This window comes from Polycladidibacter hongkongensis, from assembly GCF_001561995.1.
In the GTDB taxonomy this organism is placed as follows: Bacteria; Pseudomonadota; Alphaproteobacteria; order Rhizobiales; family Stappiaceae; genus Pseudovibrio; species Pseudovibrio hongkongensis.
The window spans coordinates 80,813-97,297 of the sequence record NZ_LLWC01000004.1 but is presented as its reverse complement, the minus strand read 5'-3'; the positions used below and the strand labels follow the sequence as shown (position 1 = coordinate 97,297).

General features: G+C 53.1%; 12 protein-coding genes. 6 read left to right on the top strand and 6 right to left on the bottom strand.

From position 1 onward, the window contains the following. Positions 1 to 44 precede the first annotated feature (44 nt). The gene (locus AYK82_RS00910; protein WP_068310382.1) at positions 45 to 482 is read right to left on the bottom strand and encodes a hypothetical protein; all 438 of its coding nucleotides are present in this window, start codon (positions 480 to 482) and stop codon (positions 45 to 47) included. A gap of 151 nt (positions 483 to 633) precedes the next feature. Here AYK82_RS00910 and AYK82_RS00905 point away from each other — a divergent pair, with 151 nt between their 5' ends. Then, positions 634 to 2,619, top strand: a complete 1,986-nt coding sequence (locus AYK82_RS00905) for an inositol phosphate phosphatase SopB (RefSeq protein WP_068310380.1) — start codon at positions 634 to 636, stop codon at positions 2,617 to 2,619. A 50-nt stretch (positions 2,620 to 2,669) separates the two neighbouring features. Here AYK82_RS00905 and AYK82_RS00900 read toward each other — a convergent pair whose 3' ends face one another. The 5 genes from AYK82_RS00900 to AYK82_RS00880 all read right to left on the bottom strand — a co-directional run bounded on the left by AYK82_RS00900 (position 2,670) and on the right by AYK82_RS00880 (position 8,653). Continuing rightward, the gene (locus AYK82_RS00900; protein WP_068310378.1) at positions 2,670 to 4,082 is read right to left on the bottom strand and encodes an exonuclease domain-containing protein; all 1,413 of its coding nucleotides are present in this window, start codon (positions 4,080 to 4,082) and stop codon (positions 2,670 to 2,672) included. Then, positions 4,082 to 4,603: a hypothetical protein gene (locus AYK82_RS00895; protein WP_068310376.1), complete on the bottom strand. Its 522-nt coding sequence runs from the start codon at positions 4,601 to 4,603 to the stop codon at positions 4,082 to 4,084. Before AYK82_RS00895 ends, AYK82_RS00900 begins: the two co-directional genes overlap by 1 nt. 55 nt (positions 4,604 to 4,658) lie before the next feature. Further along, positions 4,659 to 6,488 carry a DUF294 nucleotidyltransferase-like domain-containing protein gene (locus AYK82_RS00890; protein ID WP_068310375.1) on the bottom strand — a complete coding sequence of 610 codons (1,830 nt, stop codon included), beginning with the start codon at positions 6,486 to 6,488 and terminating at the stop codon, positions 4,659 to 4,661. Positions 6,489 to 6,590: 102 nt separating this feature from the next. Next, the gene (locus AYK82_RS00885) at positions 6,591 to 8,378 is read right to left on the bottom strand and encodes a sodium:solute symporter family protein (protein ID WP_068310373.1); all 1,788 of its coding nucleotides are present in this window, start codon (positions 8,376 to 8,378) and stop codon (positions 6,591 to 6,593) included. Between the two features lie 14 nt (positions 8,379 to 8,392). Further along, positions 8,393 to 8,653, bottom strand: coding sequence for a DUF4212 domain-containing protein (locus tag AYK82_RS00880; RefSeq protein ID WP_068310371.1), 261 nt, complete (start codon positions 8,651 to 8,653; stop codon positions 8,393 to 8,395). Between the two features lie 712 nt (positions 8,654 to 9,365). On the opposite strand from AYK82_RS00880, the gene AYK82_RS00875 reads away from it, so the two are divergent. The 5 genes from AYK82_RS00875 to AYK82_RS00855 are packed head-to-tail and all read left to right on the top strand — an operon-like array spanning position 9,366 to position 16,479. After that, entirely contained in the window at positions 9,366 to 11,555 is a 2,190-nt protein-coding gene (locus AYK82_RS00875; RefSeq protein WP_068310369.1) for a NosR/NirI family protein, read from the top strand. 21 nt (positions 11,556 to 11,576) lie between these two features. Further along, positions 11,577 to 13,505, top strand: a complete 1,929-nt coding sequence (gene nosZ / locus AYK82_RS00870; protein ID WP_068310367.1) for a TAT-dependent nitrous-oxide reductase — start codon at positions 11,577 to 11,579, stop codon at positions 13,503 to 13,505. A gap of 3 nt (positions 13,506 to 13,508) precedes the next feature. Next, the gene (locus AYK82_RS00865) at positions 13,509 to 14,777 is read left to right on the top strand and encodes a nitrous oxide reductase family maturation protein NosD (protein ID WP_068310365.1); all 1,269 of its coding nucleotides are present in this window, start codon (positions 13,509 to 13,511) and stop codon (positions 14,775 to 14,777) included. Further along, on the top strand, positions 14,774 to 15,661 hold the full coding sequence (locus tag AYK82_RS00860) for an ABC transporter ATP-binding protein (protein WP_068310363.1): 888 nt from the start codon (positions 14,774 to 14,776) through the stop codon (positions 15,659 to 15,661). Before AYK82_RS00865 ends, AYK82_RS00860 begins: the two co-directional genes overlap by 4 nt. Then, complete coding sequence (locus AYK82_RS00855) at positions 15,658 to 16,479, top strand: ABC transporter permease (protein ID WP_068310361.1); 822 nt, start codon at positions 15,658 to 15,660, stop codon at positions 16,477 to 16,479. Before AYK82_RS00860 ends, AYK82_RS00855 begins: the two co-directional genes overlap by 4 nt. Positions 16,480 to 16,485 lie beyond the last annotated feature (6 nt).

Here is a 16,485-nt window from a genome sequence, read left to right as displayed (position 1 = left end):
CGCAGGCATCACCTGCGGCAGTTCCTTTCGCTACCACTTAGCGATTAGCACCACATCTGAGCCTGATCTTGCGCCAGCAGTTCAGGTGCTGCACCTGTTTTAACCTCGTCATACCATTCGCTTATCTGCAGGAAGATGGGAAAGGCCGCTTCAAGGTGGCTGACTTCGAACTCGCCCTCCGGAACACGAATTTCCCCATACGCGCTGGCAAGCGCGCTTTCAATACCAAAGGACAAGGTCTTTCCAGCTATAGAGATTGAGTTGCTGTTTTCCAGCAAGGTAGTCAGCACTTTTGCATCGGTTGGCGTGTCATTAAATACGACGCGCAGTATTGCCTCTTCTTTCTCCTGCTCAAAACTAAAGAGCATCGAAAAACTCTCGTTGACGTCTATCAGCAGCTCGCTATCTGGATCGTCCTCCAAGATTTGGTCAATGCCAATCGTTTCGAGGAATTGATTTACTGATGCCTGAAAATCGGACACAGGGTGCTCCTTAGTGCTTTTTATTACCTACCGAACAACTTAGCGAGCGTGATCCTTATCTTGCGTGCCAAAGGGCACAACTTGGCAATGCTGCTCTTCATAAAAACGAGTCAACGCAGCGCTGCTAACGCTAAAAAGAATAGGAAACAAGATGATTGATAATCGCATAAATTCAGGTGCCCCCATTCAGCATCGCCCAATGAACGACATTATGAGCGCAGGCAAAGAGCGAGGCACACCGTCCTCAGCAACAAGTGCAAGTGGTCAGGTCCGCACAGCTAACGGCTCACAGCTAAATCTGGTTGCGACAAGCCAGCGTAAAGACAACGACACGTCCTCTACCAGCGCACTTTCTTCAAGGATTGACACCCCGAAAAGCAGCGGCAAAGGCAGTGGCGTTCTCGATTTTCTCAAAAGCCTGTTCAAGGGGTCTAGTCAGCTCTCGCAAAAATCGACAGCTGACATGGATGCGCCAACCAAAAGCCTGACGGAATATGTAACCGGCAAAGTCAATGAGTTTATGGGCCGCAATGACAGCCTGAAGACAAACTCTGATAATATTCAGGCACGCGCAGAAACGCATGTGGTCCCGGCAGCAAGGCAAGCTATCGAAGATTTGGCAGGCAACTTCTCAGAAACAGTTAAATACAAAATTACTGGAGCTTATGATGCAAAGTCATATGATGCACTGGCAAAGCTGACAAGTGTTATCGAAGCGGATCCAAGCGATATCAAGAGCATTGCGAAGGCGTCAAAGGGGCTGAACAAAGACTTGCAGAATGGTGCCGTTGAAGCGTTCAAGCGCGCCCATCCGTCGGCAAGCAAGAGCGAAATCAAACAGTTTGCCAGCGAGTTCCAAGGGCGCATGAAAGAGGCGATGACGTCCTCTTTGAATAAAGCCTCTGAGAATTGGCAGGTGACCACGGAAACTGTGAGTTTAAGCGTTGACAGCCAGAAAGCTCTCGGTGCCGGGCGTCTTGCGAAAACTGAAATCAGCTTCACCGCCACATCTACTCCAGCAGCGCAACTTGGTGCCCTTGCGAAGTCATACAAGGACGACGGATTGTCGGGAGTTAGCTCTATCTCAACAGGCGAAGCGAACCATGCTGTCAACCTGTGGACCAGCGAACTAAAAGGCGCGCATACGTCCTACGCCGCTGTGCGCCATGGTGTAAACCACCCATTCGGCCTCAAGGGTTCTGCAGAGGAGATTAAGGCTGGCGCGGACAATCGTACGCGAGAGGTTGTGACTGCTGCCGCAGCTACAAAGGCAGACGCTATCAAGGAACACTTGAAAAACAACCCAAATGAGCCATTCGAGCTCACGATTGTTTCAACATCATTGCTGACAGCTGCCAAGAAGGCGAAGACTTATGAAGTTGGTCAACAAGATGCATGGAAGCGGGCAGCGGATCCGCAAGATGGTATCAAGGAAGTGCAAGTCGACCTAGGTGATGGTAATGGTCCTCAAGCCGTGAAAATCAAGCTGGACGTTCTCCCGTTCTCGATGGGGGTCAACGGCTTTGCCAAGCTGGGCATGTTCTCCGGAGAGATCGGCAAACGGATCGGCGATAAACTGACCGGATGGAATTGGGCTGATAATCACAATCAAGTTCTGCTTGAAAAACTGGACAAGGCGGCTGAAGCCGCGCAAAACAGAGATGGCGACACAGGTAAAGGCATGCGCATTATGAGCTACAGGCAGCAGCTGACAGAGGCAATTGCTGACGGAAAGCAGCGGCGCTCTGCTGGCAATGCTTATGGGGTTGCTGTGCTGGTAAACCTCATAGCCAATGAGATTGGCGCTGTTCCTGCGATCAACTGCATGTCTGGTAAAGACCGGACCGGTTATCTGGATGCAGCGGTAAAAGCACGCCTGATGGAAGTGGAAAGCATGAATGCAGGGCGTGAAATTAAATCAAACGTCCCAAAAATCTACGGGGAGCGGACCACCGCCCAAAACGAGCTGCTTACTCTCTCAACTGAAACCATGGGCGGAAAAGCGATTCAGAAAGCATGTACGGGCGTAGCCGGGTACAAGGTAGGCGAAGGCGGAATCTTCCGTGTTCAGGCGAACCTCGACAACGTGCGCAACTCTGCTGACTTGCTCGGGCTTTCCGCCGCCGTAAAAGCATAAGACTACAGGTGGAGGGTTGCCTTGCGACCCTCCATTTACAAATGGTTCGCCTAGTTTAAATCTTTGAGTAAGCGGCCGTGTTTACGGGTTTGCTTGATAACCTTTTCAAGGCTATCAAAGCCACGTTCTTTCAAGATCGGCAAGAGCTTGCATAGAGCCTCTGCGGTGGCCTTTGCATCACCAATGGCAGTGTGGCGCATCTCCAGCGGAATGCTAATGCCGAGGCGCTCACATAGCGCATCAAGCGTATGCACCTCATTGGTTCCGAAAACGACAGCCGAGAGGAGCACTGTATCAAGGACCGGATGGTCCCAACGCTCGCCAGAGCGCTTGGCGTAGCGGCGCACAAAAGCCATATCAAAATTCGCATTGTGCGCGACAATGACCGCGTCTTTGGCAAATCGATGAAACTGCGCCACAGCGCTTATCGGATCGGGCGCACCAACGACATCCTCATCCCTGATCCCGTGTACTCGCGTCGAAGCTGGCGGGATCGGCCTTCCCGGATTAACCAGCAGGTCAAACGCTTCCCCCTGTACAATTCGCCCCCCGACAACGCGCAGTGCGCCTATTTGCACAATATCGTCCTTATTAAGCATGAGGCCAGTTGTTTCACTATCAAACACCACGAAGCTCAACTCGTCCAATGGACTATTGTAAATAGCCCCTTGAGTGGCTTGCTCGCTCATATCAAAATTAAAAACCAGTGGTCTTTGCGCTTCTGGCGCTATGTCAGCGGAGGCATTATCTATCAGCACCAGAAAATCGTCCGATTCTGGTAATCGCTTAATCTGCAGTTGAAAATGTAGTGCAGCGCCAGCGGCCTTCACAATCGGGTGAGCCTCGTTCCTAAACGGTGTGAGCACTTTAAGGGCAGCTAAAAAATCTTGTTTATCGAAGTAGTCGAAAATGGATGCCCCAAGGCGCGGCACGTGCACCTGTGCAAGAATATCAGCAGCCTGTCCATCATAAAGGCTAATGGTGTGGGCTTTACTCACGAGTACAATGGCAACGGGAATTTGGGAAAGCAGCTGTGCCAGCTGCTCGCGCTCTCGGGCGTACTGTTCAATCGCGCGGGCCTGAGCTCCTGAACTCCCTGTTTTTTCAAGTGACAGTCGCCCAACCACTGCGCTAGCGGCTGGAGCCAGATCCCCCAGATACTTTGCTTCAGACAGATCAATTGGCCGATCAACATCTGCATGCACGCGGGTGCGGATTGCAGCGGACAGGCGCAGGATTGGTTTGGCTACGTTCTCATCAAACAGCAGCCAGACAAATGCAGAAATCGCGAAGAGCCCAAGACAGGAAAGAAACCCCGCTAGGACAAATGCAGTAACTCCGCCGCTTTCTTGTAAGCGCGAATGTCCCAGATACATGGATAGAATTATCACCGCGGCAACAGCAGCAGCGCCGCCGCAAAAAATCAGAAATATCCGCAGTCGCAGGCCGAGATCTTTGAGCATCAACCTGCCTTGCAAATACTTGCAATCATCGGATCGGCAGCGGCAGGTGTTACCCAATCTGCGCCTGAAATTGCGCCATTATCGCGAAAAGATATGTTATCTGTCAGCGCTGCGCGCCGTCCCTGTACACAATCCACAAGTACCGGGATTTTGTTAATGGGAGACCGCCGACCAAAGAAGTAAACCTGCGCCAAACGCAGTTCAGGTTGCTCTGGATGCTGCTGCATGGTCGCCACATCGACAGCAACAAAGCGCTCTACATAGGGCTTTACGTAGGTCCAAGGGCGATAGAAGGCTTTGCTCTCAACAGTTTGGGCAACAACCATGCCTTCGGGAAGGCTTTCAGCGGTACGCGAATACCAGCCATATTCACTGGATATCGTCGCCAGTAACATTGCTGCCCCCGCAGCAACGGGCGCCAGCCAGGGGGGCAACTTCCCTTTGAGCACATGGTTCAGCAATAACACCACGCCAGCGCCTGCAATGCCTGCAACAAAAGTGGCGATCAACTCTACAAACATCGTATTCTCCCAAGTGGCTCTCTGGCCTTGTAACCAGTTAAGCCTGATTATTCCGCTAACTCAGCATTCCCCGCCCTTGCCCAACGGCTGATTGCATGGTTTTAACAACCACAAACGCATCGCGCAGGTGCGAGCGCTCGAAATCCGACAGAGTAGAAGGCTCTAGAAAGTTGTCTGGCGCCATACCACGGCGCACAAGCGAAGCCTGATGTTGCAAGCGGCTCTCAGCAATGAGATCATAGGCATCTAGTAGATCTCCCGCCCCGGATTTGCTCATTTGGCCGTTGGCTCGGGCAGCGTCTAGCCGTGCGCGAGTGTTTACCGCGCTAATCTGCCCTTGCAGCGCGTAGATGCGCGCCAAATCAACCACTGGCACAACGCCGTTGTGCTTCATATCCAGCGTATTTTTGTGTTCACCAGAACGAATAGTTGCCAGACCGCGTAGCAGGCTAAGTGGGGGTGTATGTTTAAGCGAATTGCTCGTCATATGCGCAACGAAAATCGAGTTTTCACTTGCCGCCTTGAGGGTGTGGGCCTGCAAATCGGCAAAAAGCGCCGCCTCACCGCCAATAGGTCGCAAGTCAAACATTACCGATGACAGCATCTGTGCCATGGGATCTGGTTTGGCGATCCATCCCTCGAAGTAGCTTTTCCATATGTTCAATGGCTGGCACCAACGCGGGTTCGTTGCCATCATATCGCCGGGGCAAAAGACATAACCCGCTGTGTTAAGCCCGTCGCAAACAAGTGCAGCGAAATTGGCGAAGTATCCCTCTTGCTGCTCCTTGCTGACATCATCATGCAAAAACAGACAGTTGTCTTGGTCGCTCACGCCTGTTTGCTCGCGCCGCCCTTGTGAGCCGCAGGCAAGCCACAGGTAGGGCACTGGCGCTGGCCCCAACTTTTCATGCGCGAGTGCGAGCAGCCGGCGGGTGGTGGCGTCAGCGATATCGGTAATCAGCCGGGTAACGATTTCATGCCTACTCCCGCCTGCCACCAGTTGCACGAGCACATTCGGAATACGCGCCGTTGCCTGTGCGATCTCTTCGGCATCTTGTGCCTTGGCAATCTGACTTACCAACTCCGCAGAGCTAACGGCTTGAAAGCGTGTAAGATCAGTTTGCGTGACAATACCAAGCAAGCGCCCGCCTTCGACTATTGGCACATGGCCAATGCGCTGCTCCATCATCAAGTGCAGCACATCCGAGCCGATCGCAGAGGGACCTAACGTTAGCGGCCTTGCCGTCATCATCGCATTGACTGGCGTTTGCGTGCTCAAGTCTTCGGCTAGAACTTTAAAAGCGAGATCGCGCAGAGTAAGAATGCCTGTTAATGTGCCTTCCGTGTCCGTGACGCATAGTGAGGAAACCCGCGCATCACGCATTTTCTGCGCCGCAACCCGGACAGTTTCCTGCCCAGAGCAAACCAACGGATTAGCCGCCATTAGTGCATCAATTGTGATAGAGGCAAGGTCATTACCTTTCGTCGGAGCCTTGTAAGTTCGATCAAAAAAGCGGGTGATTGGTTCATGTTTTTGAACCAGCTCTGCAAAAACAGCAGCCGGAATGAGCAGAAGCGTAACCGCTGCACTTGCCTTCGCTGATGTGACCGCTTTGCCATCTAACAGCAGCCCGCGTTCGCCAAACGAGTTGCGCGGCCCCAAGCGGCTCAACAACGCTCCGTTCTCGTCAAAGACCTCCACAGCCCCCTCAATGATGAGGTAAAGCCCTGCTAGCTCATCATTCAGAGCGTAGATTTGTTCACCGCTCTGATAGGAAAGGCAATCAGTACGCTTGGCAAGGTCTGAAACACTCACTTGCTCGAGTGCATCATACGGGTGAACGGAGCTTAAAAACTGCAAGACCTGCGAATTACTTAGAGGCATTTCCGTCCCTCCCCGACAAAAGAAAAAGCGCTCTGCCCAGTTATGCCGGGCAGAGCTATCTTATATTAACGGGGCGAAGAATTCCCGACCCGTTTCATTTGATTAGTGATCTTGCGCAGCGCCGGCACCGCGAGGGATGCGCACGCTCTCAACAAGGTCTTTAATCGCTTGTGGAGTTTCCTTGGACATGCCAGCCACAACATAAGCAACAGCAAAGTTGACCATAGCACCAATTGCACCAAACGAGGTGGACTTGATGGTGCCAAGCAGCGGGTCAGCATCGGTGAAGCTGTTGGTGCCTGGGATGAAGAACCAACCTTTGTGCAGGAAAATGTACAGCAGCGTTACAGTTAGACCTGCGAGCATGCCCCAAACCGCACCGGTGTTGTTGATGCGGGTTGAGAAAATACCCATCATCAGCGCCGGGAAGATGGAAGCCGCAGCAAGACCAAAGGCCAGTGCCACCGTCTGCGCCGCAAAGCCCGGAGGATTAAGGCCCAGCCATGTCGCCACAATAATTGCGACAGCCATCGCCACGCGGGCAGACATCAACTCGCCTTTTTCCGAAATGGTTGGCTTAATCGCACCCTTAATAAGGTCGTGACTTACCGCAGAAGAAATCGCCAGCAACAAACCAGCTGCCGTTGACAGCGCCGCAGCCAAGCCACCAGCAGCGACCAGACCGATCACCCAACCCGGCAGATTGGCAATTTCCGGATTTGCCAGCACGAGGATGTCGCGGTTGAACTTGGTCAGCTCGTTACCACTCCAGCCTTTTTCAGCTGCCATAGCCTGCATTTCAGCATTTTTGTCGTTGTAGTACTGGATTTTGCCATCGCCGTTCTTGTCTTCCCAATCCAGAAGACCGGTTTTCTGCCAGTTGTCCATCCAGTCATACTTTGGATCGTTCTGGATTTGCTCTACAGCAACAGCACCGCCCTTGATGCCACCGTTTGGCCACATCATTTCAGTGATGTTGAGGCGTGCCATGGCACCAACAGCCGGAGCTGTGATGTAAAGCAGCGCAATGAACACCAGCGCCCAGCCAGCGGACCAACGCGCATCAGACACTTTTGGCACGGTGAAGAAGCGCATAATCACGTGTGGCAGACCCGCAGTACCAATCATCAAGGACAGCGTGAACAGCACCATATTTGTTTTATCAAGGTGATTCTCGGTGTAAGACGCAAAGCCCAACTCAGCCACGATTTGGTCAAGTTTTACCAGTAGCGGCTCGCCAGAGGCAACGTGATCGCCAAACAGGCCAAGGCCCGGAATTGGATTACCTGTCAGCTGCATGGAGATAAAGATGGCCGGAATAGTGTAAGCGGTAATCAGCACCACATACTGGGCAACCTGCGTGTAGGTTACGCCCTTCATGCCACCAAACACAGCATAAGCAAACACAACACAGGCGCCGATTAGCAGGCCGGTTGTATTATCCACTTCCAAGAAGCGACCGAAAGCGACGCCAACGCCGGTCATCTGGCCAATCACGTAGGTGGTTGAGGCCACGATCAAGCAAACAACCGCTACGATGCGCGCCGTCTGGCTATAGAAGCGATCACCGATAAACTCAGAAACGGTGAACTTGCCGAACTTGCGCAGATAAGGCGCAAGCAACAGCGCCAACAGCACGTAGCCGCCTGTCCAGCCCATGAGGAACGACGAGTTGTCATAGCCGGTGAACGCAATAAGGCCTGCCATGGAAATGAACGAGGCTGCAGACATCCAGTCCGCCGCAGTCGCCATACCGTTGGTAACAGGGTGAACACCGCGACCAGCGGCGTAAAACTCAGAGGTGGACCCCGCCCGGGCCCAGATTGCAATGCCGATGTAAAGCGCGAATGAGCCACCCACAAACAGCAAGTTAATGGTAAATTGATCCATGATCTTTAGCGCCCCTACTCTTCATCCACACCGTGTTCACGATCCAAACGGTTCATGCGCCACGCGTAATAGAAAATGATCCCCAAAAAGACGAGAATGGAGCCTTGCTGAGCAAACCAGAAGCCTAGATCAGTGCCACCAACAGCAATGCCGCTGAGCATCGGGCGCAGCAAAATGCCAAACCCGAACGAGACCAGCGCCCAAATAACGAGGCTGATCGATATAATACGCATATTGGCGGACCAATAGGCGTTATTGGATTGTTTATCGGACATTGGTCTCCTCCCATAAAGCCCGGATGAAATCTGACTGGTTGCTGCATGCGCCCCCAGCCTCAAACAGTTGTCATCTCACGAAAGCTATTCCCGCGGCCTCCCGCCGTAAGCACAGCATTCGAGAATTCCTGTCTTCCTTCCTTTCATTTGCGGCAAGTGCAGCAGCTGCTTTGTTCCCTTTTGCCAAGCAGTCCCTGCCCGATGATACGTACACATTCACTGATAGAATTCAGTGCAAGGTTTTTTGAGGATCCCGCAGCGACGCATCTCGAGTGCCAAAATAATTAAAAAGATTGATACAATTTTGCGGATCTAATCAAGTCTACTTACGTAGGAAAGACTATTGTACTAGAGGCTGCTCAACCAACTTTTTGGGTGAGGAAACACCCGTTTTCAAAGGCGGACTTTATCCATCTTTTAATTTGACGCGCGTAGCTCAGGACGGTGAGTCCGCCATAAAAATCAAGTTGCATTTTGTGATACGCCCGCGAGCATCGTGACATACATCACGCAAGGGACCCAATGTGGATGAAATGTCTAAAAACAACCATCAAAAATGTATTTAATCAACCTATTGTAATATATGACTTTTCTTGGATCCTTTTGAACAGATAGTTCTCTTGCGAGATTAGTTTGCGTTTCATCAAAGACCAAAAGAAATTTAGACCCACTAATTGTCCGCATCTTTGGCTTGCCCTAGGAGCCCATGGGAATGTGTAGCGGACTACCCAGTATTAAGAGCCTAATTCGGCTCGTTGCGTTACTCAGCTTGGTGCTGGCAAGCCTAACGGCCGTGGCATCCGCCAGTCCGCTTTTACAGAGTTTTTTGCAAAAAACCCCCGCCAGTCAATTGGTCGCCACTGCCGATTCCTACGGAAAAGTGCGAGATGACATCCCAGTCGCCCCAATAATGAAATCAGGCCAGCGCATTGGTTGGGCGTGGCTCACGTCGGATTTTGTTGGCACAACCGGCTATTCGGGAAAGCCAATCCACACATTGGTTGCGATTGACGACAATGCGAAAATCCTTGGCGCTGAACTGGTAGAGCATTCAGAGCCTATCGTGCTGGTCGGGATCCCGAACGAGAAAATCATAAAGCTCACCCAGTCTTTCGTTGGCGTTGATCTCGTCAAGGAAGCGGCATCGGGGGGGGAAAGCCACGATCTGGATATCATTTCCGGAGCGACTGTAACGATCATCGTAATCGATGACTCAATTATCCGCTCTGGCCTCAAGGTAGCGCGTGCACTTGGCCTTGGCGGGCTCAAGAAAACGGTACAGGCGCAACGCTTCGAGATTGATCCGCAGGCCACCGCAGAGGCGGATTGGGGCGATCTAACCGGTGATGGCACGGTTCGCCGCTTAAGCCTTGATGTCGCGCAGGTTAATCAGGCTTTTGAACAGAGCGGAGATGAACGGGCGATCAAGCGCCCGGAAAAAGGCCCAGATACAGACCGATTTATCGACATGGTGGCCGCTCCCGTCAGCATTCCTGCAATTGGCAAGGCTCTGCTTGGCAAGAACGACTATGCCAGCATGCAAAAATGGCTAAAGCCCGGCGAACACGCTTTTCTGATCGCCGGTCGAGGGCGCTATTCTTTTAAAGGCTCTGGCTATGTGCGCGGCGGCATATTTGACCGCATCCAGCTGGTTCAAGGCGACAATAGCTTCCGTTTTCGCGACAAGGTACACAAGCGCGTCGGCGTTATTGGCGCCCAGGGTGCGCCAAGTTTTACCGAGATGGACCTTTTCAAGATCAAGGCTGGTTCGGAGTTTGACCCAACCCAACCATGGCGACTGCAATTGCTGGTGCAAAGACGCGTCGGCGCAATCGACAAAAGTTTTGTTACCTTTGATCTAGGGTATCGGTTGCCAAAACACTTTACAAAGCCAGTGGCTGTACCTGCAGCGACTGATAGTCACCCAGCAATCGCACAAGCCGACCAAAGCGAACAACAAGCAAAACAGGCTCTATGGAAACGGGTTTGGTTGCAAAAGCGGGTCGAGATTGCCGGTGTTCTGCTCATGCTCGGCGTGCTGACTCTGGCATTCTTCTTCCAGAACTATCTGGCTCGCTCCGCCCGCGTTACCTACTGGTTCCGTGTCGCGTTCTTAAGTGCTACCCTCGTGTTTCTCGGTTGGTACGCAAACGCCCAACTCTCGGTCGTCAATCTAATGGCACTTGCAGGCAGCCTAACCACAGGCTTCACATGGGATGCCTTCCTTATGGAGCCACTTACTTTCATCCTGTGGTTTTCTGTGGCAGCGGCTCTGATTTTCTGGGGCCGAGGAGCCTACTGTGGCTGGCTCTGCCCCTTCGGCGCGCTGCAAGAACTGCTGAACAAAACAGCGCGATTTTTCAAGGTCCCGCAATGGCAGCTGCCTTTCGGCCTACATGAACGCCTTTGGGCGCTGAAATACATCATTTTCCTTGTGCTTTTTGGTATCTCGCTGGTTTCCATGCCATGGGCAGAACGACTGGCGGAGGTCGAACCATTTAAAACCGCGATCATCCTGAAATTCGATCGCAGTTGGCCGTTTGTACTCTTTGCTTTGCTCGTGCTTGCGCCCGGCCTGTTTATCGACCGGTTTTACTGCCGCTACCTATGCCCGCTCGGCGGCGCGCTCGCCATCCCTGCCAGAATGCGCATGTTCGACTGGTTGAAGCGCTACCCGGAATGTGGCCGCCCCTGCCAGACCTGCGGCAATGAATGCCCCGTGCAAGCCATTCACCCAACAGGTGAAATCAATCCGAATGAATGTGTCAACTGTATGCACTGCCAAGTGCTGTACAACTGCGACAAGAAATGCCCCGTGGTCATCAAAAGGATGAAACGCCGCGCACATCTTGCCGCTTCGGCAAAGCCTGACACTTCTCGAAAAACTACCGTTACATCCTGACCTTAAAGAAGGGGAGACGACATGGGTGAGAAAATGAACAAGACCAAACAAGAAGGCCTGAGCCGCCGGCAAATGCTCGGAGCAACCGCTGCTGGTGGCGGTTTGGCAATGCTGGGCGGCGCTGGCGGCCTGGCTGGCTCAATGGGTTCTGCGAAAGCGGCAACCGTTGGCGGACGTAAAGTAGAGCTGGCACCCGGTGAACTGGATCCGTACTACGGCTTCTGGTCCTCTGGTCAAACCGGTGAGATGCGCATCCTCGGCTTCCCTTCCATGCGCGAGCTTATGCGCGTGCCGGTGTTTAACCGCTGTTCCGCCACTGGCTGGGGACAGACCAATGAGAGCCTGAAGATCCTCACTGAGGGCCTGCTGCCGGAAACAAAAGAGTTCCTCGCAAAACAGGGCAAAAAAACCTACGACAACGGCGATCTGCACCACCCGCACATGTCGTTCACCGACGGCACCTATGATGGCCGCTATCTGTTTATGAACGACAAGGCCAACACCCGCGTCGCCCGCGTACGCTGCGATGTGATGAAATGCGACAAGATCATCGAAATTCCAAATGCGCATGATATTCACGGCCTGCGCCCGCAAAAATACCCTCGCACCGGCTATGTCTTTGCCAATGGCGAGCATGAAGCACCGCTGGTAAACGACGGCAAAATCCTCGATGACCCTAGCCAATACGTAAACATTTTCACCGCGATCGACGGCGATACAATGGAAATCGCATGGCAGGTGATGGTCTCGGGCAATCTCGATAACTGCGATTGTGATTACCAAGGTAAGTATGCCTTCTCAACGAGCTACAACTCCGAGATGGGTATGACCCTTGCAGACATGACTTCGGCAGAGATGGACCATGTGGTGGTCTTCAACATCGCCGAAATCGAGCGCGCCGTGAAAGAAGGGGACTATCAAGAGCTCAACGGCGTACCTGTCATTGATGGCCGCAAAGGTTCTAACAAGAAATACACCCGCTACGTGCCAATTCCGAACAGCCCACATGGCATCAACACAGTTCCAGACCAAAAGCACGTTGTCGTCAACGGTAAGCTCTCGCCAACCTGCTCGGTTTTGGACGTAACAAAATTTGATGCTCTGTTTGAAAGTGATGTGGATCCGCGTTCTGTTGTTGTGGCAGAGCCCGAGCTTGGTCTTGGTCCTCTCCACACAGCGTTTGACGGTAAGGGCTTTGCTTACACCACGTTGTTCCTCGATAGCCAGATGGTGAAATGGGACATCGACAAAGCCATTCGCAAATTTGCGGGCGAGGACGTTGACCCGATTGTTTCCAAAGTGGACGTACACTACCAACCGGGCCACAACCACTCCACCATGGGTGAAACCAAAGAAGCAGATGGCGAGTGGCTGATCTCCCTCAACAAATTCTCCAAGGACCGCTTTATCAATGTTGGTCCACTGAAGCCGGAGAACGAACAGGTGATCGACATCTCCAGCGACGACATGAAGGTGGTGCATGATGGGCCGACATTTGCCGAACCGCACGACTGTATTCTCGTCCGCCGCGACGTTGTGAACCCAGATAATGCATGGCGCCGAGATGACCCTGTCTTTGCCGATGCTGTTGCTCAGGCAAGAGCTGATGGCGTGGACCTTGAGAATGACAGTGTTGTTATTCGAGACGGAAACAAGGTGCGGGTCTATATGACCTCTATGGCACCTGCCTTCGGCCTAGAAACCTTTACTGTGAAGCAAGGCGACGAAGTCACCGTCTATGTCACCAATATTGATGATATCGACGATCTGACCCACGGCTTCACTCTCGGCAACTACGGCATTTCAATGGAGCTGGCACCGCAAGCAACCGCCTCTGTCACCTTTACGGCAGATCGTCCGGGCGTACACTGGTTCTACTGTCAGTGGTTCTGCCATGCACTGCACATGGAAATGCGCGGCCGCATGTTTGTCGAGCCTGAAGGAGCCTAGTATATGCTGCCACGCCTTCTGTTTCGCATTGCGTTTCCTCTTAGTCTCCTTGCGTTTGCCCAATCAGTAAACGCAGAGACAATAGGGCAAACGGAAGGCGTGGGCGCACTACAACAGCAAATAAACGCAACCACGAGCGACGGGGTGCTTCGCCTCGCCGCTGGTGTTTACCCCGGGCCTGTTGTGCTAAACCGCCCAATGCAAATAGCATGCGAAGCTGGCGCAAAAATTCAAGGCAATGGGAACGGATCTGTCATCACGCTTGATGCGCCTGAAACGGCTGTGAGCGGCTGCGAGATAAGTGGCTCGGGCAATTCACACGAAACAATAGACTCAGGCATACAGCTCACCAAAAAAGCACGCGGTGCGAGAGTAGAAGGCAACCACCTTACCGGAAATTTGTACGGGGTTGATGTGCACGGCGCGCAGGATGCCAAAGTGCTTCGCAACACGATAATTGGCCGGCAAGATCACCGTATGAACAGCCGTGGCAACGGGGTCTATGTATGGAACGCTCCCGGTGCGGAAGTTTCCTACAACAAGGTGCGCTATGGCCGTGACGGGATCTTTACCAACACCTCCAAGCGCAACTTGTTCACTCACAATACGTTCCGCGATCTGCGCTTTGCAGTGCACTACATGTACACGCAGGACTCTGTTGTCTCAGATAACGTATCCATTGGCAACCATCTGGGTTACGCCATCATGTTCTCCAAGGGTGTGCGGGTAGAGAACAACCTGTCCTACAATGATCGTGACCAAGGCATTATGTTGAACTACGCCAATGCAGGTACGGTCATGGGAAACTACATTTTTGGCATTAAAGGGCGCGCCCTTTTTATCTACAACGCCCATAAGAACACCATCTCTGGCAATCGGTTTGAAGGAAATGACATCGGTATCCATTTCACCGCGGGTTCTGAAAAGAACACCATTTCCGACAACGCCTTTATCGGCAATCGGCAGCAGGTGAAATATGTTGGCAGCAAATGGGTAGACTGGAGCGCCGAGGGCATTGGCAATTACTGGTCAGATCACGCAGCGTTTGATCTGGATAATGATGGCTTTGCAGACACTCCTTACCGCCCGAACGACGCCATAGACCACATCCTTTGGACCCAACCTTCGGCCAAGCTGCTGCTTGGCAGCCCCGCGGTGCAGTTGGTGCGATGGGCTCAGCGCGCTTTTCCTGCGACGTTGCCCGGTGGCGTGATAGACCGCCATCCCTTAGTTCGCCCCGTGGAGCCCAAAGCAATGGAGGCTATCCAATGAGCTTGATCGTTAAAGACGCCTGTGTGCGCCGCGGAAAAATCGAAACCTTAAGCCAGTTGTCTCTCCATGTTAGATCTGGCGAGAAGGTGGCGCTTATCGGCCATAACGGTGCTGGCAAAACAACCTTGATGAAAGCCAGCCTCGGACTGCTACCCCTCGCGGCGGGTGAAATAGAGGTAGACGGCGCGCGCCCCGGCAGCGCCCATGCGCGCAACTGCACAGCCTATCTGCCAGAGAATGTCAGCTTCCACCCTGCCCTGACCGGTGCTGAAGTCTTGCGCATGTTTGGCACTCTTAAAAAAACCCGCGAAAACATTAGCGCTTTGCTCGATCGCGTTGGTCTTGGCGAAGCCGGTCAGCGCCGGGTCGGCACCTACTCCAAAGGCATGCGGCAAAAGCTGGGTCTGGCTCAGGTGTTGCTCTCAAAGCCGCGCCTTGCCATTCTGGACGAACCAACGAGCGGTCTTGATCCTATCGCTCGCGGGGATTTCTACGGCATAGTTGATGAGCTGGCCGCTGCTGGCAGCGCTGTTCTTATCTCATCACACGCGCTGACAGAACTGGAAGCAAAGACGGACCGCATCGTAATTCTGCGCAAGGGCAAGCTGGTTGTCGATGACAAGCTGGAAGTGCTGCGTCGCAAAGCAGACCTACCAATGAAGCTACGTATCAGCGCCTGTACCTCAATTCATAACGTTCTCACAGAAAAATTCTCCGCCCTAAAAGTATCCGATGAACGCTTTGAAATAAGCTGCCGCCCCACCCAGAAAATGGCGCTCCTCAGCGAGCTTACTAGCTTGGGCGAGAGCCTGCACGATATGGATATTATCCCGCCACATCTGGATGATCTTTACCGCCACTATAGCAAGGAGGCCATCCTATGAACTCTATCTTGGCCATTGCGGCCTGCGAGTTTCGGATTTCACGGCGAAATAACCTGTTGCGCGCAACCGTCGCGATGATGGTGCTGTTTGCCGTGTCGCTAACAGTGCTCGGCTCAGGTGCCACTGGGGCGCTTGGCGTAGATATGCTAACAGCGGCCAGCGCCAGCCTTGCCACACTGTCTGTTTACATCGTGCCGTTAATTGCACTGCTGCTTTCTTTCGATGCTATTGCGGGGGAGGTGGACCGCGGCACGCTAGCTCTAGTGTTAAGTTACCCTGCGCCGCGGACTTCCTTGGTGATCGGCAAGCTGCTTGCGCACCTTCTTGCACTAGGCGTTGCACTTGTTCTGGGCTATGGCGCCGCGATTGCGGTTTGCCTTGCGCTAGGGACAGTGAGTACAGCCAGCCTGCTGCTCGTGCTCAAATTGACCATCGGCGGGTTGTTGCTTGGCGCAGCATTTTTAGGTCTTGGATATGCGCTGTCTGCTTGGGCAAAAGGCGCGGGCGCCGCGGCAGGTTACGCGATCGGAATCTGGCTTGTTTTTGTAGTCCTCTACGATGTTGCTCTTCTCGCAGGTCTGGTGCTTTCGGGAGCTGACGGTGCTTTTACGCAAGACTTCTTTCCATGGTTGCTTATCGCAAACCCTGCAGATGCCTTCCGCCTTGTAACCTTGCCAACAGGGCAGGCAGCTGAGTTGGCGTCCGGTTTCGTTTCAGCAGATTTGGCCCGCAGTTATGCGCCAATGGTTTCGCTTTTAGCATGGCCGCTGGCCGCACTTGGCCTTGCCGCCTTTGCTATGCGGAGGGTAGAGCCATGAGGCACT

Excerpts from the sequence above, each read along its gene's own strand:
- AYK82_RS00905 (WP_068310380.1), top strand. The coding sequence starts at position 634 with ATGATTGATAATCGCATAAATTCAGGTGCCCCCATTCAGCATCGCCCA.
- AYK82_RS00900 (WP_068310378.1), bottom strand. The coding sequence starts at position 4,082 with ATGCTCAAAGATCTCGGCCTGCGACTGCGGATATTTCTGATTTTTTGC.
- AYK82_RS00895 (WP_068310376.1), bottom strand. The coding sequence starts at position 4,603 with ATGTTTGTAGAGTTGATCGCCACTTTTGTTGCAGGCATTGCAGGCGCT.
- AYK82_RS00890 (WP_068310375.1), bottom strand. The coding sequence starts at position 6,488 with ATGCCTCTAAGTAATTCGCAGGTCTTGCAGTTTTTAAGCTCCGTTCAC.
- AYK82_RS00885 (WP_068310373.1), bottom strand. The coding sequence starts at position 8,378 with ATGGATCAATTTACCATTAACTTGCTGTTTGTGGGTGGCTCATTCGCG.
- AYK82_RS00880 (WP_068310371.1), bottom strand. The coding sequence starts at position 8,653 with ATGTCCGATAAACAATCCAATAACGCCTATTGGTCCGCCAATATGCGT.
- AYK82_RS00875 (WP_068310369.1), top strand. The coding sequence starts at position 9,366 with ATGTGTAGCGGACTACCCAGTATTAAGAGCCTAATTCGGCTCGTTGCG.
- nosZ (WP_068310367.1), top strand. The coding sequence starts at position 11,577 with ATGGGTGAGAAAATGAACAAGACCAAACAAGAAGGCCTGAGCCGCCGG.
- AYK82_RS00865 (WP_068310365.1), top strand. The coding sequence starts at position 13,509 with ATGCTGCCACGCCTTCTGTTTCGCATTGCGTTTCCTCTTAGTCTCCTT.
- AYK82_RS00860 (WP_068310363.1), top strand. The coding sequence starts at position 14,774 with ATGAGCTTGATCGTTAAAGACGCCTGTGTGCGCCGCGGAAAAATCGAA.
- AYK82_RS00855 (WP_068310361.1), top strand. The coding sequence starts at position 15,658 with ATGAACTCTATCTTGGCCATTGCGGCCTGCGAGTTTCGGATTTCACGG.